General features: G+C 45.7%; 15 protein-coding genes. 5 read left to right on the forward strand and 10 right to left on the reverse strand.

All coding sequences use genetic code 11. The features are described from left to right. Positions 1-60 precede the first annotated feature (60 nt). Positions 61-1,638 (reverse strand): gamma-glutamyltransferase, encoded by a 1,578-nt coding sequence (gene ggt / locus MHB72_RS19770; protein WP_075212731.1) that lies wholly within the window; start codon positions 1,636-1,638, stop codon positions 61-63. A gap of 254 nt (positions 1,639-1,892) precedes the next feature. Here ggt and MHB72_RS19775 point away from each other — a divergent pair, with 254 nt between their 5' ends. The 3 genes from MHB72_RS19775 to MHB72_RS19785 are packed head-to-tail and all read left to right on the forward strand — an operon-like array spanning position 1,893 to position 3,490. Then, a complete protein-coding gene (locus MHB72_RS19775; protein ID WP_206761243.1) occupies positions 1,893-2,351 on the forward strand; it encodes an Lrp/AsnC family transcriptional regulator in 459 nt (152 codons plus the stop codon). Positions 2,352-2,372: 21 nt separating this feature from the next. Beyond that, a complete protein-coding gene (locus MHB72_RS19780; protein ID WP_023857146.1) occupies positions 2,373-2,957 on the forward strand; it encodes a chromate transporter in 585 nt (194 codons plus the stop codon). Further along, positions 2,954-3,490, forward strand: a complete 537-nt coding sequence (locus tag MHB72_RS19785) for a chromate transporter (RefSeq protein ID WP_020453185.1) — start codon at positions 2,954-2,956, stop codon at positions 3,488-3,490. The genes MHB72_RS19780 and MHB72_RS19785 overlap by 4 nt, the downstream gene beginning before the upstream one ends. A 98-nt stretch (positions 3,491-3,588) precedes the next feature. Here MHB72_RS19785 and MHB72_RS19790 read toward each other — a convergent pair whose 3' ends face one another. From MHB72_RS19790 to MHB72_RS19800, 3 genes are all read right to left on the reverse strand, one after another. Continuing rightward, entirely contained in the window at positions 3,589-4,341 is a 753-nt protein-coding gene (locus MHB72_RS19790; RefSeq protein WP_216919388.1) for a tyrosine-protein phosphatase, read from the reverse strand. Between the two features lie 26 nt (positions 4,342-4,367). After that, entirely contained in the window at positions 4,368-5,090 is a 723-nt protein-coding gene (locus tag MHB72_RS19795; RefSeq protein WP_025810672.1) for a YveK family protein, read from the reverse strand. A 225-nt stretch (positions 5,091-5,315) separates the two neighbouring features. Beyond that, positions 5,316-5,459 (reverse strand): hypothetical protein, encoded by a 144-nt coding sequence (locus MHB72_RS19800; protein ID WP_020453188.1) that lies wholly within the window; start codon positions 5,457-5,459, stop codon positions 5,316-5,318. A gap of 215 nt (positions 5,460-5,674) precedes the next feature. On the opposite strand from MHB72_RS19800, the gene MHB72_RS19805 reads away from it, so the two are divergent. Continuing rightward, a complete protein-coding gene (locus MHB72_RS19805; protein ID WP_145645350.1) occupies positions 5,675-7,273 on the forward strand; it encodes an SWIM zinc finger family protein in 1,599 nt (532 codons plus the stop codon). Continuing rightward, positions 7,260-10,025, forward strand: coding sequence for a DEAD/DEAH box helicase (locus MHB72_RS19810; RefSeq protein WP_023857143.1), 2,766 nt, complete (start codon positions 7,260-7,262; stop codon positions 10,023-10,025). Before MHB72_RS19805 ends, MHB72_RS19810 begins: the two co-directional genes overlap by 14 nt. A 38-nt stretch (positions 10,026-10,063) precedes the next feature. On the opposite strand, the gene MHB72_RS19815 is transcribed toward MHB72_RS19810, so the two are convergent. From MHB72_RS19815 to MHB72_RS19840, 6 genes are all read right to left on the reverse strand, one after another. Further along, positions 10,064-10,867 carry a YwqG family protein gene (locus MHB72_RS19815; RefSeq protein WP_096748362.1) on the reverse strand — a complete coding sequence of 268 codons (804 nt, stop codon included), beginning with the start codon at positions 10,865-10,867 and terminating at the stop codon, positions 10,064-10,066. 50 nt (positions 10,868-10,917) lie between these two features. Then, positions 10,918-11,865 (reverse strand): ATP-binding protein, encoded by a 948-nt coding sequence (locus tag MHB72_RS19820; RefSeq protein ID WP_025810669.1) that lies wholly within the window; start codon positions 11,863-11,865, stop codon positions 10,918-10,920. Between the two features lie 11 nt (positions 11,866-11,876). Further along, on the reverse strand, positions 11,877-12,542 hold the full coding sequence (locus tag MHB72_RS19825; protein ID WP_023857140.1) for a hypothetical protein: 666 nt from the start codon (positions 12,540-12,542) through the stop codon (positions 11,877-11,879). Positions 12,543-12,563: 21 nt separating this feature from the next. Further along, positions 12,564-13,553, reverse strand: a complete 990-nt coding sequence (locus MHB72_RS19830) for a tetratricopeptide repeat protein (protein ID WP_126430470.1) — start codon at positions 13,551-13,553, stop codon at positions 12,564-12,566. 320 nt (positions 13,554-13,873) lie between these two features. Then, positions 13,874-14,752 (reverse strand): Cof-type HAD-IIB family hydrolase, encoded by an 879-nt coding sequence (locus MHB72_RS19835; RefSeq protein ID WP_216919387.1) that lies wholly within the window; start codon positions 14,750-14,752, stop codon positions 13,874-13,876. 15 nt (positions 14,753-14,767) lie between these two features. Next, a complete protein-coding gene (locus tag MHB72_RS19840; RefSeq protein WP_023857137.1) occupies positions 14,768-15,538 on the reverse strand; it encodes a DeoR/GlpR family DNA-binding transcription regulator in 771 nt (256 codons plus the stop codon). Positions 15,539-15,631 lie beyond the last annotated feature (93 nt).

Consider the following 15,631-nt stretch of genomic DNA (forward strand, 5'->3'; position numbering starts at 1 on the left):
AATCCTCCTTGTTCACGGGTTTTTTTCTCATATTGACGTTTGCGCGTTTTGAAAACGGAGTTAACTGCCGATTGCCGCTCCATCGCTTCTCGGATCGCTTCCTCCTCTCAGGAAACCTCGATCATCAATCTCGATGATGCCGGCATGACCCATCACACCGTCAAAGTCGCCGACAACGGTTACATGATGCCCATGCTTACGCAGTTTTTCAATCACTTCGGGCGCCACCCTGCTTTCTATTCTTACACCTTCCACCCGTTCTCCCCATGTTCTGCCCCACAGCCATCTCGGTTCATGAACGGCTGTTTGCGGATCCATCCCGTAATCTATCATTCTCGTGATAAGAGCCGTCTGTGTCTGCGGCTGTCCTTCTCCCCCCTGCGTTCCGTAAAGAAATTTCGGCTTGCCGCCTTTGAACGCCATGGCGGGCATCAGCGTATGAAAAGTTCTTTTTCCCGGCTCCAGTGTATTGACATGGTCAGGATCAAGCGAGAAAAACGACCCTCTGTTCTGCAAAATGACGCCGGTATCTCCAGCTGTCACACCTGAGCCGAATTCGAAATACAAACTTTGGATAAACGAAACAGCATTCCCGTCTTCATCTACTGCTGCAGCATAAGCCGTATCACTGCCGAGCGGCCGGCTCTCCGCCTGAAGAGCCGACAGTCCGATTTTTGCGGCCAGCTCCCGCGCATACCCTTTGTCAAGCAGGCGCTCCAGCGGTATTTGGGAAAATGCCGGGTCAGTCAATACTTTATTGCTGTCGGAAATACTTAATTTCAATGCTTCGATGAGCAGGTGATAATATTCAAAAGAACCGTGCTCGATCATGCCAAAGTCGTAGTTTTCCAAAATATTCAATGCCATAAGACCGGTAAATCCTTGTGAATTCGGAGGCATTTGATAGATCGCATATCCTCTGTATGTAGAGGAAAGCGGAGATACCCATTCCCCTTGATGCCGCTCGAAATCTTCCAGGGTCAAGATGCCTCCGTTGTTTTGCAGATAGGCTGCTGAAGCTTGGGCAATTTCCCCTTTATAAAAGGCGTCTCTTCCTTTCTCAGCGATCATCTCCAAAGTGCGCGCGAGCTCTTTTTGCACAAAGCGCTCACCTGGAGTGGGCGGGTTTCCTCCCGGAAGATAAATATCTGCAGTGATCGGCATACCGGAAAGCCACTCAGCGTTTTTCACCGTGTTTTGACATTGATCGGGCGAGACCGGGAAACCCTTTTCTGCATACATGATCGCCGGCTTCAGCACCTCCCGAAGCGATAAACGGCCGTATGCCGCCAGTATTTCGGCCCAGCTGTCCGCCATCCCCGGCACGGTAATCGCACTGCTCATGCCCCTGACCGGAATGGCACGCTCTCCTTTATACTGATTCCGGTCCGCTTTCCGCCCCGACCGCCCGCTGCCATTGTATCCTTTGATCTCACCACTTCCTTTGTGATACATCAGCCAAAAAGCATCCCCTCCGAGTCCTGTCATATGCGGATAGACAACAGCAAGGCACGCGCTTACTGCCACAGCCGCGTCAAACGCGTTTCCTCCCTTCTCCATGATGCTGTTCCCTGCAAGCGAAGCGAGATAATGAGGACTGACAACCATTTGTTTCGAACCGATCTTCAGTTTCTCCATAGCTCTCTTCCTTTCTTTCAAGCATCCATTTGTCTTTGAAGTATAGTGGCCCGTTTAAGGAGGCGCTACTTTCAGGGAAGAAAAACTAACAACCCTTTTTCAATAAGTATTAAAAAAACGTTAAAATGATTCATATCGAAATCCGTATTATGATACAATTTACAAAATGTTCATTTATAACGCGATTGACAAGCAATTTCGTATGATCATGACCAAACAGAAAGGAAGGGACATTTGTGAGCCTCGACTACCATATGCCAAATTTAATTCTTGATGAAACGGATAAAAAAATCCTTTCGATCTTGCATGAGGAAGGAAGAATCTCTTATACGGATTTAGGAAAGCGCGTGGGACTTTCAAGAGTTGCCGTACAAACGCGGATCAACAACTTGATTGAAGAAGGCATCATTGAAAAATTCACAGCCGTCATCAATCCAGTCAAAGTTGGAATTCATGTATCGGTGTTTTTCAATGTTGAAGTCGAACCCCAATATTTAGAGGCTGTTGCCGTTGCTTTAGAAAGAGAGCCCGCCGTGACAAGCCTCTATCATATGACAGGGCCGAGCAAACTGCATATGCACGGCATTTTCGCAAATGATCAGGAGATGGAGGAATTTTTGACGAAGCGCCTGTACCCTCTGAAAGGCGTCGTGAGTGTCGACTGCCAGATGCTGATTAAACGATATAAGAGCCGAATGGGAATGAAGCTTTAACTGAATAGGAGGAAACGCGAAATGAAGCACCCTTACCGGGAACTGATCATCGCAATGACAAGAACGGGGATATTGGGATTTGGCGGCGGACCGTCCGTTATCCCGCTGATCCGTCATGAAGCCGTTTCAAAGTTCAAATGGATCGATGATGATGAATTCGGGGAAATTTTGGCGATTGCCAATGCGCTGCCCGGACCGATCGCTACAAAAATGTCGGCATATTTAGGTCATAAAGTCAAAGGCGTTCCGGGCGCTGTCGTGGCTACAGCGGCCCATATCTTGCCGACGTGCGTTGCGATGGCCGCCTTGTTCGCAGCCGTTAATGTGCTCAGCCACTCCAAAATCGTAAGCGGCATGATCGGCGCTGTTACCCCTGTCATCGCCGTCATGCTCGGCATCATGGCTTACGAATTTGGGCAAAAAGCATTGAAAGGCTTCGGCTTGCTTGCCGGCGTGCTTTTCTTTATTCTTGCATTTTTGGGTCTTCAGGTGTTTTCCATCCATCCCGGCATCATTGTCATCCTGTTTTTAACGTATGGCGCATTCCACTTTAAATTAAAAAGAAAAGCGGCCCGGGAAAAGGATAAGGGAGTGTCCGCTTCATGATCATCTTTTATTTATTTTGGGCTTTCTTTATTGCAAATTTATTGGGCTACGGGGGCGGTCCGGCTTCAATTCCGCTTAATTTTGAAGAAGTTGTTCAGCATTTTCACTGGCTGTCAAAAGAAGAATTTTCAAACATGCTTGCGCTCGCAAACGCACTGCCGGGTCCAATCGCGACAAAAATCGCCGCTTATGTCGGCTACAGCGTGCTCGGATGGCCCGGTGTCTTCATTGCTCTTATCGCAACTGTGCTGCCTTCGGCCATCGCGCTCGTTTTGCTGCTCAAGCTGATCGGCCGCTACCGCCAGTCGCCGGTCGTCAAAGGAATGACTTTGGCGGTTCAGCCGGTTATCGCCGTGATGATGCTTATTTTGACATGGGAAATCGGCGGAGACGCGATCCGGTCGATCGGCATGGTTCAATCACTTGTCATCGCGCTGATCTCTTTGGCGGCCTTGACGAAGTTCCGCGTCCATCCGGCTTTCCTGATCGTGGCCGCCTTCGCTTACGGCGGGCTTGTCATTCCGCTGTTGTAGAGAGGGATGTCCGGTCGCTTTCTAACGGATGATATAAAAAATCAGCACCGCATAACCGGCGCTGATATTCTGGCTGACGGGCTTTTGTGAACAACCTTTCACAGCAGGCCCATCAGCTTTTTCTTTTTGACGGGACGGGGTGTTTCTTTATGAATCTCCCGGTTTTCCAGGAGAAGGCCCGCGTTTTTTGTAAACACGTATAAGAAATCGCTGCCGTAATCGCTTTCCACTGCATCAAAAAAGAAAGATCGGCTCGTGAGGTTGTGGGCGTCTGATGCGATAAAGTGGACGAGGTTCGCTTCAAGAAAGCGGCGGGCGAGCCGTTTCACGCTTCTGCCAAAGCGGCCTGTAAGACTTGAACATGTCAGCTGGGCGCACGCGCCGTTTTTGACGAGGCGGTACAGCAGATCAGGATTCTCCATCAATTCAAGGTTCCGCTCGGGGTGTGCGATAATCGGAATGTAACCATTTAACTGTAGATCGAACAACAGCTTTTCGGCATATCGCGGAACATGGTGGAAAGGAAGTTCAATCAGCAAATACTTTGTGCCGGCGAGGCTGAGCAGTCTGCCGCGCTCAAGATCACGCTTCAATTCGCCGTACAGGCGGATTTCCTGTCCGGGAGCAATAAGCACCGGGATGTTTTCCTTTTGCACCCGCGTCTTTAAACTCGAGACAGCTGCCAGAATGGCCTCTTTTTGGTGTTCGTATACACCGTTTCGGTGGTGAGGTGTGGCGATAATCGTATGAATCCCTTGACGGGCGGCTTGTTTAGCCATTTCTATACTGTCATACATACATGCTGCCCCATCATCAATGTCCGCTAGAATATGGCAATGAATATCGATCATAGGCGGCCTCCCCGTGTTTTCCCGTTTTAGATCGTATGGTCTTTACCGATAAAGCTTTCCAGCTTCCGGGCTTGTCCTTTTTTCGGTTTTACATACAGAATATTTCCCAACACATGAACGTTCAGCTCTTTTTCGATGTCTTCTTCATTTCGAACGGTATTTTTCAAAAGCTCGAGTAAAAATGCAAGCCCTGCGCCAAACAGCAGGCCGAATCCCGTAGAAACAGCGATGTTGAACTTCTTGTTCGGGCTGACGGGAGCAGGCGAATGTTCGGGGTTTGCTTTCGCAACAAGGCTGACTTCGGTATTTTCACCCATAATGCCGTCAATGTCCCTTTGGAATACGGCGACGACTGTGTTCGCGATGTCCGCCGCCTTGGAATAATCCTTGTCAGTCGCGGAGATACTGACAATCTGTGATTCATTTTCGCTGATAACTATGATTTTTTGCTTCAAGTCTTCAGCCGTTTCCGGAAGGTTTAGTTCGTCTTTAACCTTATTTAAGATGAGCGGGCTTTTCATAATCACGTTATAAGTGTTGATTAGCTCAAGGTTGGTCTGAATATCGGTGAAGTTCGACGTTTGACGGCCGTTGATGAGGATTTGGGCGGATGCCTGGTAGACGGGTGTGAGCCAATAAAAGTTGACGGCAGCGCTGGACAGAGCGGCCGCAATGGTGATCAGTGCGATCAGAACGAATCTTTTTTTCAAAATGATGAACACATCTTTAAAGCCGATATGATCTCTCATAAAAGCCTCCCTCTAGGATTCGCGTATTTATTTAAATTTTCAGCAAATTAAACACCTCCCTTTGATTATACATGGTTCTTTCGTTTCCGAAAGAAATGAATCCTGACAAATAACGGGAGATACCGGGGAAATCGCGTCTTTATATGGTATTAAATATCGACTTTTGCAGGACCTGCGCGCTTTTTGCTGAACGAAAAAGTGTGCAAACCGAAGTTTGCACACCTTTTACGTCGTATATCCATTTTTGATATGAAGAATGAGATCTTCAAGAAGTTCTTTCGTCGTTATGTCTTTTGATTTTTCACCAATGTCATACGCATGCATAAGAATTCTCAAAAATTCTTCCTGATTCAATTCCTTGTCATCCATATCCTTTTCCTTTCAGATTCCATAAATTAAAACATTTCTGATTATATTTCAAATTATATGATGTAAAGAATCAATTTGCCATAGTCTATTACATTATTCGACAGCCATCCGTTTTTATGTCCTTTTCCTGAGAAAATCTTTTTTGGACGGATTGATTAAGCTATAATAGAGAGATTGGAAACTTTTTAAAAGCCATTCGGTTAGGAGCGATAGACATGCTTCAAGACATGATTTCAAAAACGGTTGTGATGGATGCAGCTGAACAGTTTAAGCATGTACTGCCGTGCACAGAAGCTAACATTCAGCTCATGAAAAAAGCCCTTATTTTATACAGACAGGATTCCGTCTATCGGGTCAAGCCGATGAGCGGGCATACGGTCAGTGCTTACGTTCAGGATGTGGTCCCGGTGAAGGTCTTCATCGACCTCGCCGACGTTAAAAAAAGCAGCTGTTCCTGCCCTGCTCAAAACATCTGCCGGCATGTGCTTGCCGTTTATTTATATCTGTATGCACAATATGATCGATTGGGAACGTTTACGGAGTTTTGGAAAGAAGCGCAAAAACGCCGCGAAAACAGGGATATTCTCGGACAGCTTCAGCGTGGAATGAAACCCCACAGCCACACGCTCGATCAATGGACATCGTTTTTCAAAACGGAGTTCAGACGATGGGAAGAGCATACGCCTAAAAACCAGCAAACGATGCAATACCTTTACTACGGGTATTTTTCAGCTTTAAAAAAGCGGACGCCTGCGGAGCCGGAGCTGAAAAAAATGTACCAAATCCACGCGGCTCTTGCGACATGGCTTGCCATGCATTCGCTCGTCGAGAAAGGGCGCATTGATCCTGAAAAAGATTTTTACTCGCTGAATCCTTATATCGAACAGCTGATGGACACGATCTACAGCTCAATCGATGAACTGAAAACATATGCGCTATCGTTCTCCCTTGATCCGTTTTTAGAAAAAACCCCCGGCGCGATTCGGGAACTGCTGCTCAAGAAAGACATTTTTCAGTATGAAAGGCTGCGGATTTTCGGGGAAATCTGGAGTGCGCTTCTGTCCCGGCCAAACTGGCTGAAGCGGGAGCTCGATGTGCTGAACGATCTGGAGCCGTCGCCTGAAATACAATTCGGCAGGCTGCATCTTGAATTTCTGCTGAAAAACGACGATGTGATTCTTGATCAAGCCGGATCGTTTTCACCTGAGATTCTTCCTTATACATTTCAATGGCTCAGCGTCATGACCGCCAAAAAAGACTGGAAGCGCCTTAAAAAATGGTACGAACACCTTGAACAGCTTGCATCCGGCTTCTGCAGACTGGATAAACCGTACCGGGAAATACGCGATGTTTTAAGCGAATTCTTCCTGTTTCTGAGCGATTACAGCAAAAACGCAAAAGAAGAGCATGTATATGAACGGTACTGCAAAAAGTGCCTTCCTTATACGTTTACTGAATACAGCCATTTTTTATATAACAAAAACCGCTTTACGGAGTGGATGGAGATCCACAGCCTTGTCGGTTTTTCTATCTCTGAGATCGGACAGAACGCCTTGAAAGATATCGCAGCAGCAGCCCCTGAAGCTTTGATTCCTTCCTATCACAGAGAAATTTCCGGGCTGGTTGAACAAAAAAACCGCTCAAGCTACAAAGAAGCCGTCAAACAATTAAAAAAGCTGCGCACCCTCTATAAGAAATCGAAAAAACAGGATGTCTGGAACCGGTTTATGGAGCAGTTTTCAGCTCGCTATAAACGGCTGAGAGCCTTCCAGGAGGAACTTAAGAAAGGAAAGTTGATCGATGGCGAGTCTTAAGGAAATCGTGATACATGTCGAACAATCAGAAGACTATACATTCATTTTATCTTGTCATGACGAGGATCATCAGTTTCTTACGCGGAATGAAATGGAAAGGTATTTGTTTCAGTGGCACGAATCGTCTTTTTACGGAACGTTTCTCGAAGATGCCGGTTTAGAGACTCCAGCGGTTCTGCTGTCTCCGTGGATGGCGGTCGAATTTCTCGGCAAAAACTCATTTAATTCGTACAGCGACATCAATCTCACCGAGGAAACCGAACCTTTGATGAAAACGGCTTCCACCATTTATGAGTTTATCGCAGATGAAGATTTTCTTCCCGACTATGAAGCATGGAAGCAAGAGGTGCTGCGTTGGAAAGATAAAGAAGGGATTTTGGAAGGCTATACAGCTGAATGGTTTTCACACGCTGTCGAAGACTACATCAACTACAATGACGAGTTAAAAGCAAAATGGGAATCGATTGTCGCACATTCTCCCGCCGTCACCACATTTCAGGGCCACTTTCTTGATGAAGACGATTTTCTTGAAACGATCGGCTGGCATGAAAACCCTGTGCCGTTTACTGTCGGACTCCGCTTAAATGAACCTGACTTTGACGGAGACGATTGGAAAATCGAACTGTTTTTGCGCGACAAAAAAAGCGGAGCCATTCAGTTCTTTGAAGGCTTGAACAGGCTGAAAAAATCGTGGCAGGCATACGCTGATAAAATCGCCCGGGAACAAGACAGATTCCGCCAAATCGTGCCGTGGCTAACGATCGACTCGGGAACGACGCTTTTAACGGAAGAGGAAGCATGGATCTTCCTATCCGAAGCAAGTGAAACTCTTGTCAGCATGGGGATTGAAATTTTGCTGCCGTCATGGTGGCAAATCGTCAGAGACAGCAACATGCTGCTGAAAGCGAAAGTGTCATCGGCTCCCCGCGGCGAGTCCTTTGTCGGAATGAATGCATTGATGGACTTCAACTGGCGTTTTGCTACGAACGGAATCGAACTCACAGAAGAAGAATTCGAGCAGCTTGTCGCCAATAAAAGACGGCTTGTCAACATACGCGGGCAGTGGATTAAAATCGATCCGAATTTTATCAAACAAATGAAAAAGCTGATGGAGCGAGCAGAAACAGAGGGTCTTCATATGTCTGACATCCTGGCGCGCGAGCTGACGGAGCGGAGCGAAACCCGCGAGGATGATGATCTGTTCGATGCTTCCGCATTCAGCGAGGTGCGGTTTGAACTGTCCTATCAGCTGAAAAACATGATCAAAAAGCTGAGCCAGCGCGATGATCTCCCGTCATACCCGGTCAGCAAATTTTTTGACGGAACGCTCAGGGCTTATCAGGAAGACGGTTTGAACTGGCTGATCTTTCTCAGAAACTGCGGCTTCGGTGCATGCCTGGCAGACGATATGGGTCTTGGAAAAACCATCCAGATGATCGCCTATTTCGCCTATTTAAAAGAACAGGGACAACAAACGCCATCTCTCATCATTGCGCCGACTTCCGTCCTCGGGAACTGGCAGCGCGAACTTGAGACCTTCGCGCCCGACCTGACGGCGGCGCTCCATTACGGGCCAAAACGCCCTAAAGGTGAAGCGTTTCAGGAATGTTACAAAGATGCAGATATCGTCTTGACGTCATACGGCCTCGCCCAATCCGACTTTGACGATCTCAGCAGCGTCGCCTGGAACTGCATCTGCCTTGACGAAGCCCAGAATATTAAAAATGCGCACACGAAACAATCCCGCTCAATCAGAAAGCTGAAAGGCATGCATCATATCGCGCTCAGCGGGACTCCGATGGAAAATCGCCTGACGGAGCTGTGGTCGATCTACGATTTCATGAACAAAGGCTATCTCGGAAGCCTTGGCAGCTTCCATAAGCGATTTGTCCTGCCGATTGAAAAAGACCGCGACGAAAAACGTATCGAACAGCTCCAGCAGCTGATCAAACCGTTTTTATTAAGGCGGACAAAGCAGGACAAGGAAGTCGCGCTTAACCTGCCTGAAAAACAGGAAGAAAAAGAGTTCATCCCGCTCTCGGCAGAACAGGCCTCACTATATGAACAGCTTGTCAAAGATACGTTTGAACATATGTCAAGCCTCGCCGGAATGCAGCGTAAAGCTCTCATCTTAAGCATGCTCGGCAAGCTCAAACAAATCTGCGGCCATCCTGCCCTTTACTTAAAAGAGACCGGGAGCGAGCTCCTTAACGGAAGGTCAGTCAAGCTCGAAAAACTGTTGGAACTGACGAAGACGATTCGCGAAAGCGATGAAAGCTGCCTGATTTTCACCCAATATCTCGGGATGGGAGATATGATGAAACGCCTGCTCGAGAAATCATTCGGCGAACCGGTCAAGTTTCTGAACGGCAGTTTATCCAAGCTAGAACGGGACAAAATGGTGGAGCAGTTTCAGAACAAGGAATTTCCGATTCTGATCTTATCATTAAAAGCCGGCGGCACAGGCCTCAATTTGACGGCCGCCAATCACGTCATCCACTATGACAGATGGTGGAATCCCGCGGTTGAAAATCAGGCGACAGACCGCGCCTACAGAATCGGACAGAAACGGTTCGTCCACGTTCATAAACTGATCACCACTGGCACAATTGAAGAAAAAATCGACCACATGCTCGAATCAAAGCAATCGCTGAACGATCAAATCATCCAAAGCGAAAATTGGATCACCGAGCTTTCCGAACATGAACTAGAAGAGTTATTTACCCTGAACGCTTCGGCTATTACAGGTTAAACAAAACAGCTGTCTGAAATAGACAGCTGTTTTTTGTGTTAATGACAGTCCCAATTATATAATACGTTTGAAAAGTCCTTATTCTTTAAATCATCAGGCCTTATAAAAAAATTGGCAATCCCGACATCTCCCCACATCGCGTCAATGTTCTCATCAGAATCAATTTGCAATAGCAGAACGGTATGATCCGGATAATCGCCTTCCCGCGGATCATCTTGCGTAAAGGCTGCGTAGCCCCCGATCTTATGGGAGAAGCCGCCGTACATTTCACTGTATTCTTCGAACACCGTTTCCTCTTGATCGCCGAATTGCTCAAAGAACGTCCAAGCACCCTTTCCCGCGTATCGCTCAAATTGAAAGTCGGACGCAGAGACAAGTTCAGACCCTGTGTCAGGTGTGAGTGAGGATTCGCATTCAATCGGAAAGGCCAGCTCATCCTCAAGCTTCACAAACGAAAAATCGTCGACAAGCTCGTCTTCATTTTCGATGACATTCTCAAAATACTTGATGCAAAAACTCGACTGTTCACACGGATCATCAAAATTCAATCCGTAAACATCATCACTGACAGAGATAAAAAAAAGCAGAATACCGGATTCCGGGAAATTCTCAAGGCGGGGCATGTCTGAAAAATTAATTTGCGCAAGCAGTTTCATCGGCTTTCCCTGTGAATCGACAGGATACTGTTCAGACTTTGGAAAATAAGGATCTCCGGCCAGTTTGCTTTCATATCGGCCTGTTTTTCCTTTTCTCGTGTCCAGCTTCAAAAAATCCCGCGCTGATTGTTCAAATTGCCCGCGGTATCGGGCCATTTTTTCGGGCAATTGAAACGGCTTTTTCATACTTATCATTCTCCTTTTGACCGAGTGACACTTTAAAATGCGGAGGTCACCTATTTGAGCTTATTTCTCTTCATATAATCAAGAACGGATTGATATGCTTTATTCGCATCACTAAACATGGCATAGTTTTTCGCTGTTGAAAACCATTCAAGCGTTGAAGGCACTCTCCCTTGAAGGCTGCTTTCAAGATCTGTCTGATGGACAGGCGACAGCTTTCCTTGCTGAAGCGACCGTTCGATCGCCTGATCTAAAGCATCGCTGACCAATTGTTCTAAATCAGCACCCGAAAAATGGCAAGTCTTTTTGGCAATTTTCAGTACATCAATCTGATCATGCGGCTTACCGGACAGCTTTAAATTTAAAATGTCGACACGTTCTTCTTCAGATGGAGGCGGCATAAATACCATCTTATTAAATCTGCCGGGACGGCGTAAGGCAGGATCTAAATACCACGGTGTATTCGTTGCACCGATCACATACACACCGTCATTAAACGTCCCTAAACCATCTAATTCTATCAGCAACTGATTGACCAGCACCCTGTCATGATGCTGGCTCATTCCCTGCCGATTCCCCCCGATCGAATCAAGCTCATCAATAAAAAGAACGCAAGGACTGTTATCACGCGCTTTTTCAAAAATATCATGCAGATTATGTTCACTCTGCCCAACATACATGGACAATATCGCTTGAAGCTCCAAGTGTATAAAGTTTGCTTTGATCTCGCCGGCAATCGCTTTCGCGATAAATGTTTTGCCGCATCCCGGCGGGCCAAACAGAAGAAGACTTCCCCCCGTCGCTTTTCCAAACGCTTTAAAATACTCAGGATTTTGCAAAGGCAAAATAAAGTCCATGTTGATTTTCTTTTTAATATCTTCTAATCCGCCGACATCAGCAAAAGTTTCACAGTGTTGTTCTAATTCGGTTAAAGCATGTTGATGTTGATCAAACTGAATGACTTTCACCTTTGCGCGTTTTTCCGTATCATCCCTCTTCATATTTATCCTTCCTATCTATGATTTGTACCGGTTAAGATCCTTTTCACCACTTTATAGTTCGCCTTGGAACCCGCATGTTTTTCTAGCTGGGCCTGATCTTTCTTTTTGATTCCGCTTCTTTCAATATGTATTCCTTGCCGCTGCAGGAGCTTATCAAGTTCATCAGCTTTATTGTAAAACTCGTCGGACAAGGCGGCATCGATTTTTTTTCCGTCATTTAACGTCAGATCATACTTCAGGTAAAGTGCCCCTTTTAACCCTTTTTGATAATAGGCATGGACAGAAGTGACATCTTCCATATCGTAATGTTTGGTGCTGGAAATTAGCCCTTCTCTCATGACAATGCTGTTTTTCCCGATATTTTGATATTGAAAAAAAGCATTGCATAGCAGCGTCAGCCCTACCACTAGAAGAATCAAGGATAAAGGCAGCTGCAAGCGCCCCTGATAGCCTTTGGAAGTTATCACTTTTCTAACGGTGTAAGGTATACAAATGAAGGTCAGCAACAGGCTGTAAAATATGCTTACATCAGAGCAAAAAAGCAAGTTGTCGGAAGCCGCCAGCATTTTCATTTGAAGATTCCCAAATCGGTCATACAAAGACATCGTGCCGACAAAACTGAGCAGTCCGAAAAAAACAAAAAATAGAGTTCCCGGTTTATCTTTATGTATTTCCATTATTTCCACTCTTTCATTCATTTAAAATATCAATCTGTATAAGAATGATATGATCCCTATCACAATGATCAGCAATACAAAAAGGATCCAAATCGGTGTGTACCTCAAAAATGTGAGGACCGAACTACCTCGCATCTGTTCGGGCAATTTTCGCTGCATGAGGGCTCCCGCCAGCCCGTTCATCATATAAGGTGTACTGTAGACGAGAAACACGTATGGAATCATAAGCCACTTGAAGACCAATGTCACAATGACTAGAAGCGGCCAAAACAACACCGGTTTTTTAACACGCAGCTTCTCATGGAAGCGCCTGACTTTCAACGGGTATTTCATAAACCAAAAATTACACATGTTGTATAACGCTAAATTGGGTACAATCCCTGGATTGTTCGGATTGATTTGTAGAGCTGTTTTGTTTAAAGTCAAGGCTTGTGCATAATCTCCTCTTCTATACGCCGCAGAAGCGGCCATTCCCGTGATCATGGCATCATCGGCATTTTGGGCAAGCGCTCTGTCTGAACACGCCCTTGATAATCCATCCTCAAAAAACACCGCCAAAATTTCACTGTATACGACAAGAGAAAATGGATCGTCAGGTTCTAATTCCACTGCCTTTTCTATATAAAAACGCGATTTTTCATACTCATTTTTATCATGGAAAAGAAATTGAGCGTGCATTGCATAAGTGTAGTGATAATCAGGGTACTCTGAAATCATTAATTCATTTATTTCCTCATGCTCTTCGTACATTCCCAATTCATAGTATGCAAGAGTTAAGACAGCCAAAATTTCAAAGTTCATCGGATCTAAATTTAAAGCCTCTTTTGCAAACTGTACGGCTTTTTCATATTCTTTCGCATTAAAATATATATTTGAAAGCAATTGATAGCCTTCGTGTGAGTCGGGGTAGTTGGATAAAAACTGCTCTGCTTCCTTCAAGGCTTCCTTTGTTTTCCCCCACTTTGAAAGCCGCTCTGCTTTCTCATACATTATGCTCATTTGATTATCCAAATCGATCACCTGTTATTTACTCTTTTTCAATGAGTTCTAGTATCTTTTTCTAAATTCGAGGATTTAAACTAATGATAAAGTCACCTTCCATTCTTGGAATTTGAATAATAGTTAAATAGTAACAAACATCACCATATCAAACAATGAATAAAAAGTAACGAAAATAATACTTCATAGTTCACGAGTCAGCGTTAAAATAAATAAAGGCCGCCGACATTGTCGGCGGCCCGCGGATCAATAACATCCGCTGCTTAACCGCACTCCTTCAATCGTTACGCTGCCATGTACCGGCATCACGCCGAATTGAAAGGATGTACGAATTAAACCGGTTTGACTTGTTGTTCAATCAGCTGATTCAGGATGTGAGCGACGCCATTTTCATCATTAGTGAGCGTCACCTCATCAGCCATCTCTTTAATGTCTTCGCGCGCATTGCCCATGGCAAAGCTTTTCCCCGCGATCTTCAGCATCGAAAAATCATTGAGACTGTCTCCGACAGCAGCTGTTTCCTGAAGGGAAATGCCGAGCTTGCGTGAAAGCTTTTCCAACGCCAGCCCTTTTGACGCCTGAAGATGCTCAATTTCAAAGTTATGCTCGGCTGAAGTGACAAGCGTAATATCTTGCGCATCTTTAAATCGCTGCCATCCCGTTTCCAGTTTTTCTTTATGAAAAGAAAAAGCTAATATGTTATATACATTGACATCTTTTCCCGCTAAAAACAGGTCGGTATAGGAGCTGATGTACGCGTATCCGTTTTGACTGAGCTGCTGTTCAGCAGCGAGTTCCAGTCTTGAAAGATCGGCCCCGGGATTTGCGCTTTTCAAGCGGTCCAGCTCAATGTCAAGCAGCTCGCGGCCGTTTTGCGGCGTGAAGATCGCTTCATCGCTGAATACCTCATAATAGTAATTCTGTTCTTCAAGCCATTGAAGAATTCCTTCCGCCCGTTTCCTGTCAAGCGGCACCGAGTGGTAAAGGCGGCCTTCAGGATCATGAATCACCGCTCCGTTGGCACTAATAATCCATGTTTTAATACCTGTCGGCTCAAAAATCGTTTGAACATCGAAGGATGCTCTCCCTGTGGCAACTACTACTTCAATCCCGTGTTCCCGCGCTTTTTTAATCGCATCGATGTTTTCTTGTGAGATCTTGCTTTCACTGTTTAACAACGTCCCGTCTAAATCGACCGCAATCATTTTCATCTGCTGTTTTCCCCCTTAAATATCGTGATGTTCAGCCACGAGCAGCTCCACATCATGTTCATCAAGCAGTTTCTGAAACGGTTTTGGCGGCAGCCGGTCTGTAATGAGAAGGTCGATGTCACTGAGTTCAGCATACCGGTAAAAATCCGTTCTCCCGATTTTCGAATGGTCGGCAAGCGCTATGACTTGTTTCGCTTGGGAAATAATTTTCCGCTTCACCATTCCATCCTCCTCATGGGCAATTGTAAGCCCGTGTTCGGAAACCCCCACCACGCCGATCAGCGCTTTATCAACATGATAGCATGACAGCTTTTCAATGACGGAGGCGCCGTACAAAAAGCGGTGCTCTTTTTGAAGCTTCCCTCCAAGCAGGTGGATATCAGCACCTTTTCTTGAGGAAAGAACCTCCGCAAGGTTAATCGAATTGGTGATGATCGTGCAATTGACATCCGGCAAATGCTCGGCGCACGATTGGACTGTCGTGGAAGCATCCAAAATCATACGGTCGCCTTCTCTGATTAAAGAAGCGGCTGCTTTTCCAATCATGCTTTTCTCTTCGGAAACCATGCCCAGCCTGCCCGAATAGTCTTTGACCTCATCATGAACGGTAGGCAGAATCGCCCCTCCCCTTGTTCTGATAATAGCGCCTTGCTCCTGCAGTTTGACCAGATCCCGCCTTGCCGTATCTCTTGAAACTCCGAATAAAGAACAAATTTGTTCAACGGAAATCCGTTTACGCTCTTTTAAATAGTCGATGATGGAAATTAACCTTTCCTCTTGATACACTCGATCATTCCTTCTTTACACAAGTAAAATTCATTATTTATAAGTGATTATAAGTTATTACACAGAATAAATCAAGAACACATAAGTAATTAT

Source organism: Bacillus sp. FSL K6-1284, assembly GCF_038002625.1.
Classification (GTDB): domain Bacteria; phylum Bacillota; class Bacilli; order Bacillales; family Bacillaceae; genus Bacillus; species Bacillus paralicheniformis.

Excerpts from the sequence above, each read along its gene's own strand:
- ggt (WP_075212731.1), bottom strand. The coding sequence starts at position 1,638 with ATGGAGAAACTGAAGATCGGTTCGAAACAAATGGTTGTCAGTCCTCAT.
- MHB72_RS19775 (WP_206761243.1), top strand. The coding sequence starts at position 1,893 with ATGCCAAATTTAATTCTTGATGAAACGGATAAAAAAATCCTTTCGATC.
- MHB72_RS19780 (WP_023857146.1), top strand. The coding sequence starts at position 2,373 with ATGAAGCACCCTTACCGGGAACTGATCATCGCAATGACAAGAACGGGG.
- MHB72_RS19785 (WP_020453185.1), top strand. The coding sequence starts at position 2,954 with ATGATCATCTTTTATTTATTTTGGGCTTTCTTTATTGCAAATTTATTG.
- MHB72_RS19790 (WP_216919388.1), bottom strand. The coding sequence starts at position 4,341 with ATGATCGATATTCATTGCCATATTCTAGCGGACATTGATGATGGGGCA.
- MHB72_RS19795 (WP_025810672.1), bottom strand. The coding sequence starts at position 5,090 with ATGAGAGATCATATCGGCTTTAAAGATGTGTTCATCATTTTGAAAAAA.
- MHB72_RS19800 (WP_020453188.1), bottom strand. The coding sequence starts at position 5,459 with ATGGATGACAAGGAATTGAATCAGGAAGAATTTTTGAGAATTCTTATG.
- MHB72_RS19805 (WP_145645350.1), top strand. The coding sequence starts at position 5,675 with ATGCTTCAAGACATGATTTCAAAAACGGTTGTGATGGATGCAGCTGAA.
- MHB72_RS19810 (WP_023857143.1), top strand. The coding sequence starts at position 7,260 with ATGGCGAGTCTTAAGGAAATCGTGATACATGTCGAACAATCAGAAGAC.
- MHB72_RS19815 (WP_096748362.1), bottom strand. The coding sequence starts at position 10,867 with ATGAAAAAGCCGTTTCAATTGCCCGAAAAAATGGCCCGATACCGCGGG.
- MHB72_RS19820 (WP_025810669.1), bottom strand. The coding sequence starts at position 11,865 with ATGAAGAGGGATGATACGGAAAAACGCGCAAAGGTGAAAGTCATTCAG.
- MHB72_RS19825 (WP_023857140.1), bottom strand. The coding sequence starts at position 12,542 with ATGGAAATACATAAAGATAAACCGGGAACTCTATTTTTTGTTTTTTTC.
- MHB72_RS19835 (WP_216919387.1), bottom strand. The coding sequence starts at position 14,752 with ATGAAAATGATTGCGGTCGATTTAGACGGGACGTTGTTAAACAGTGAA.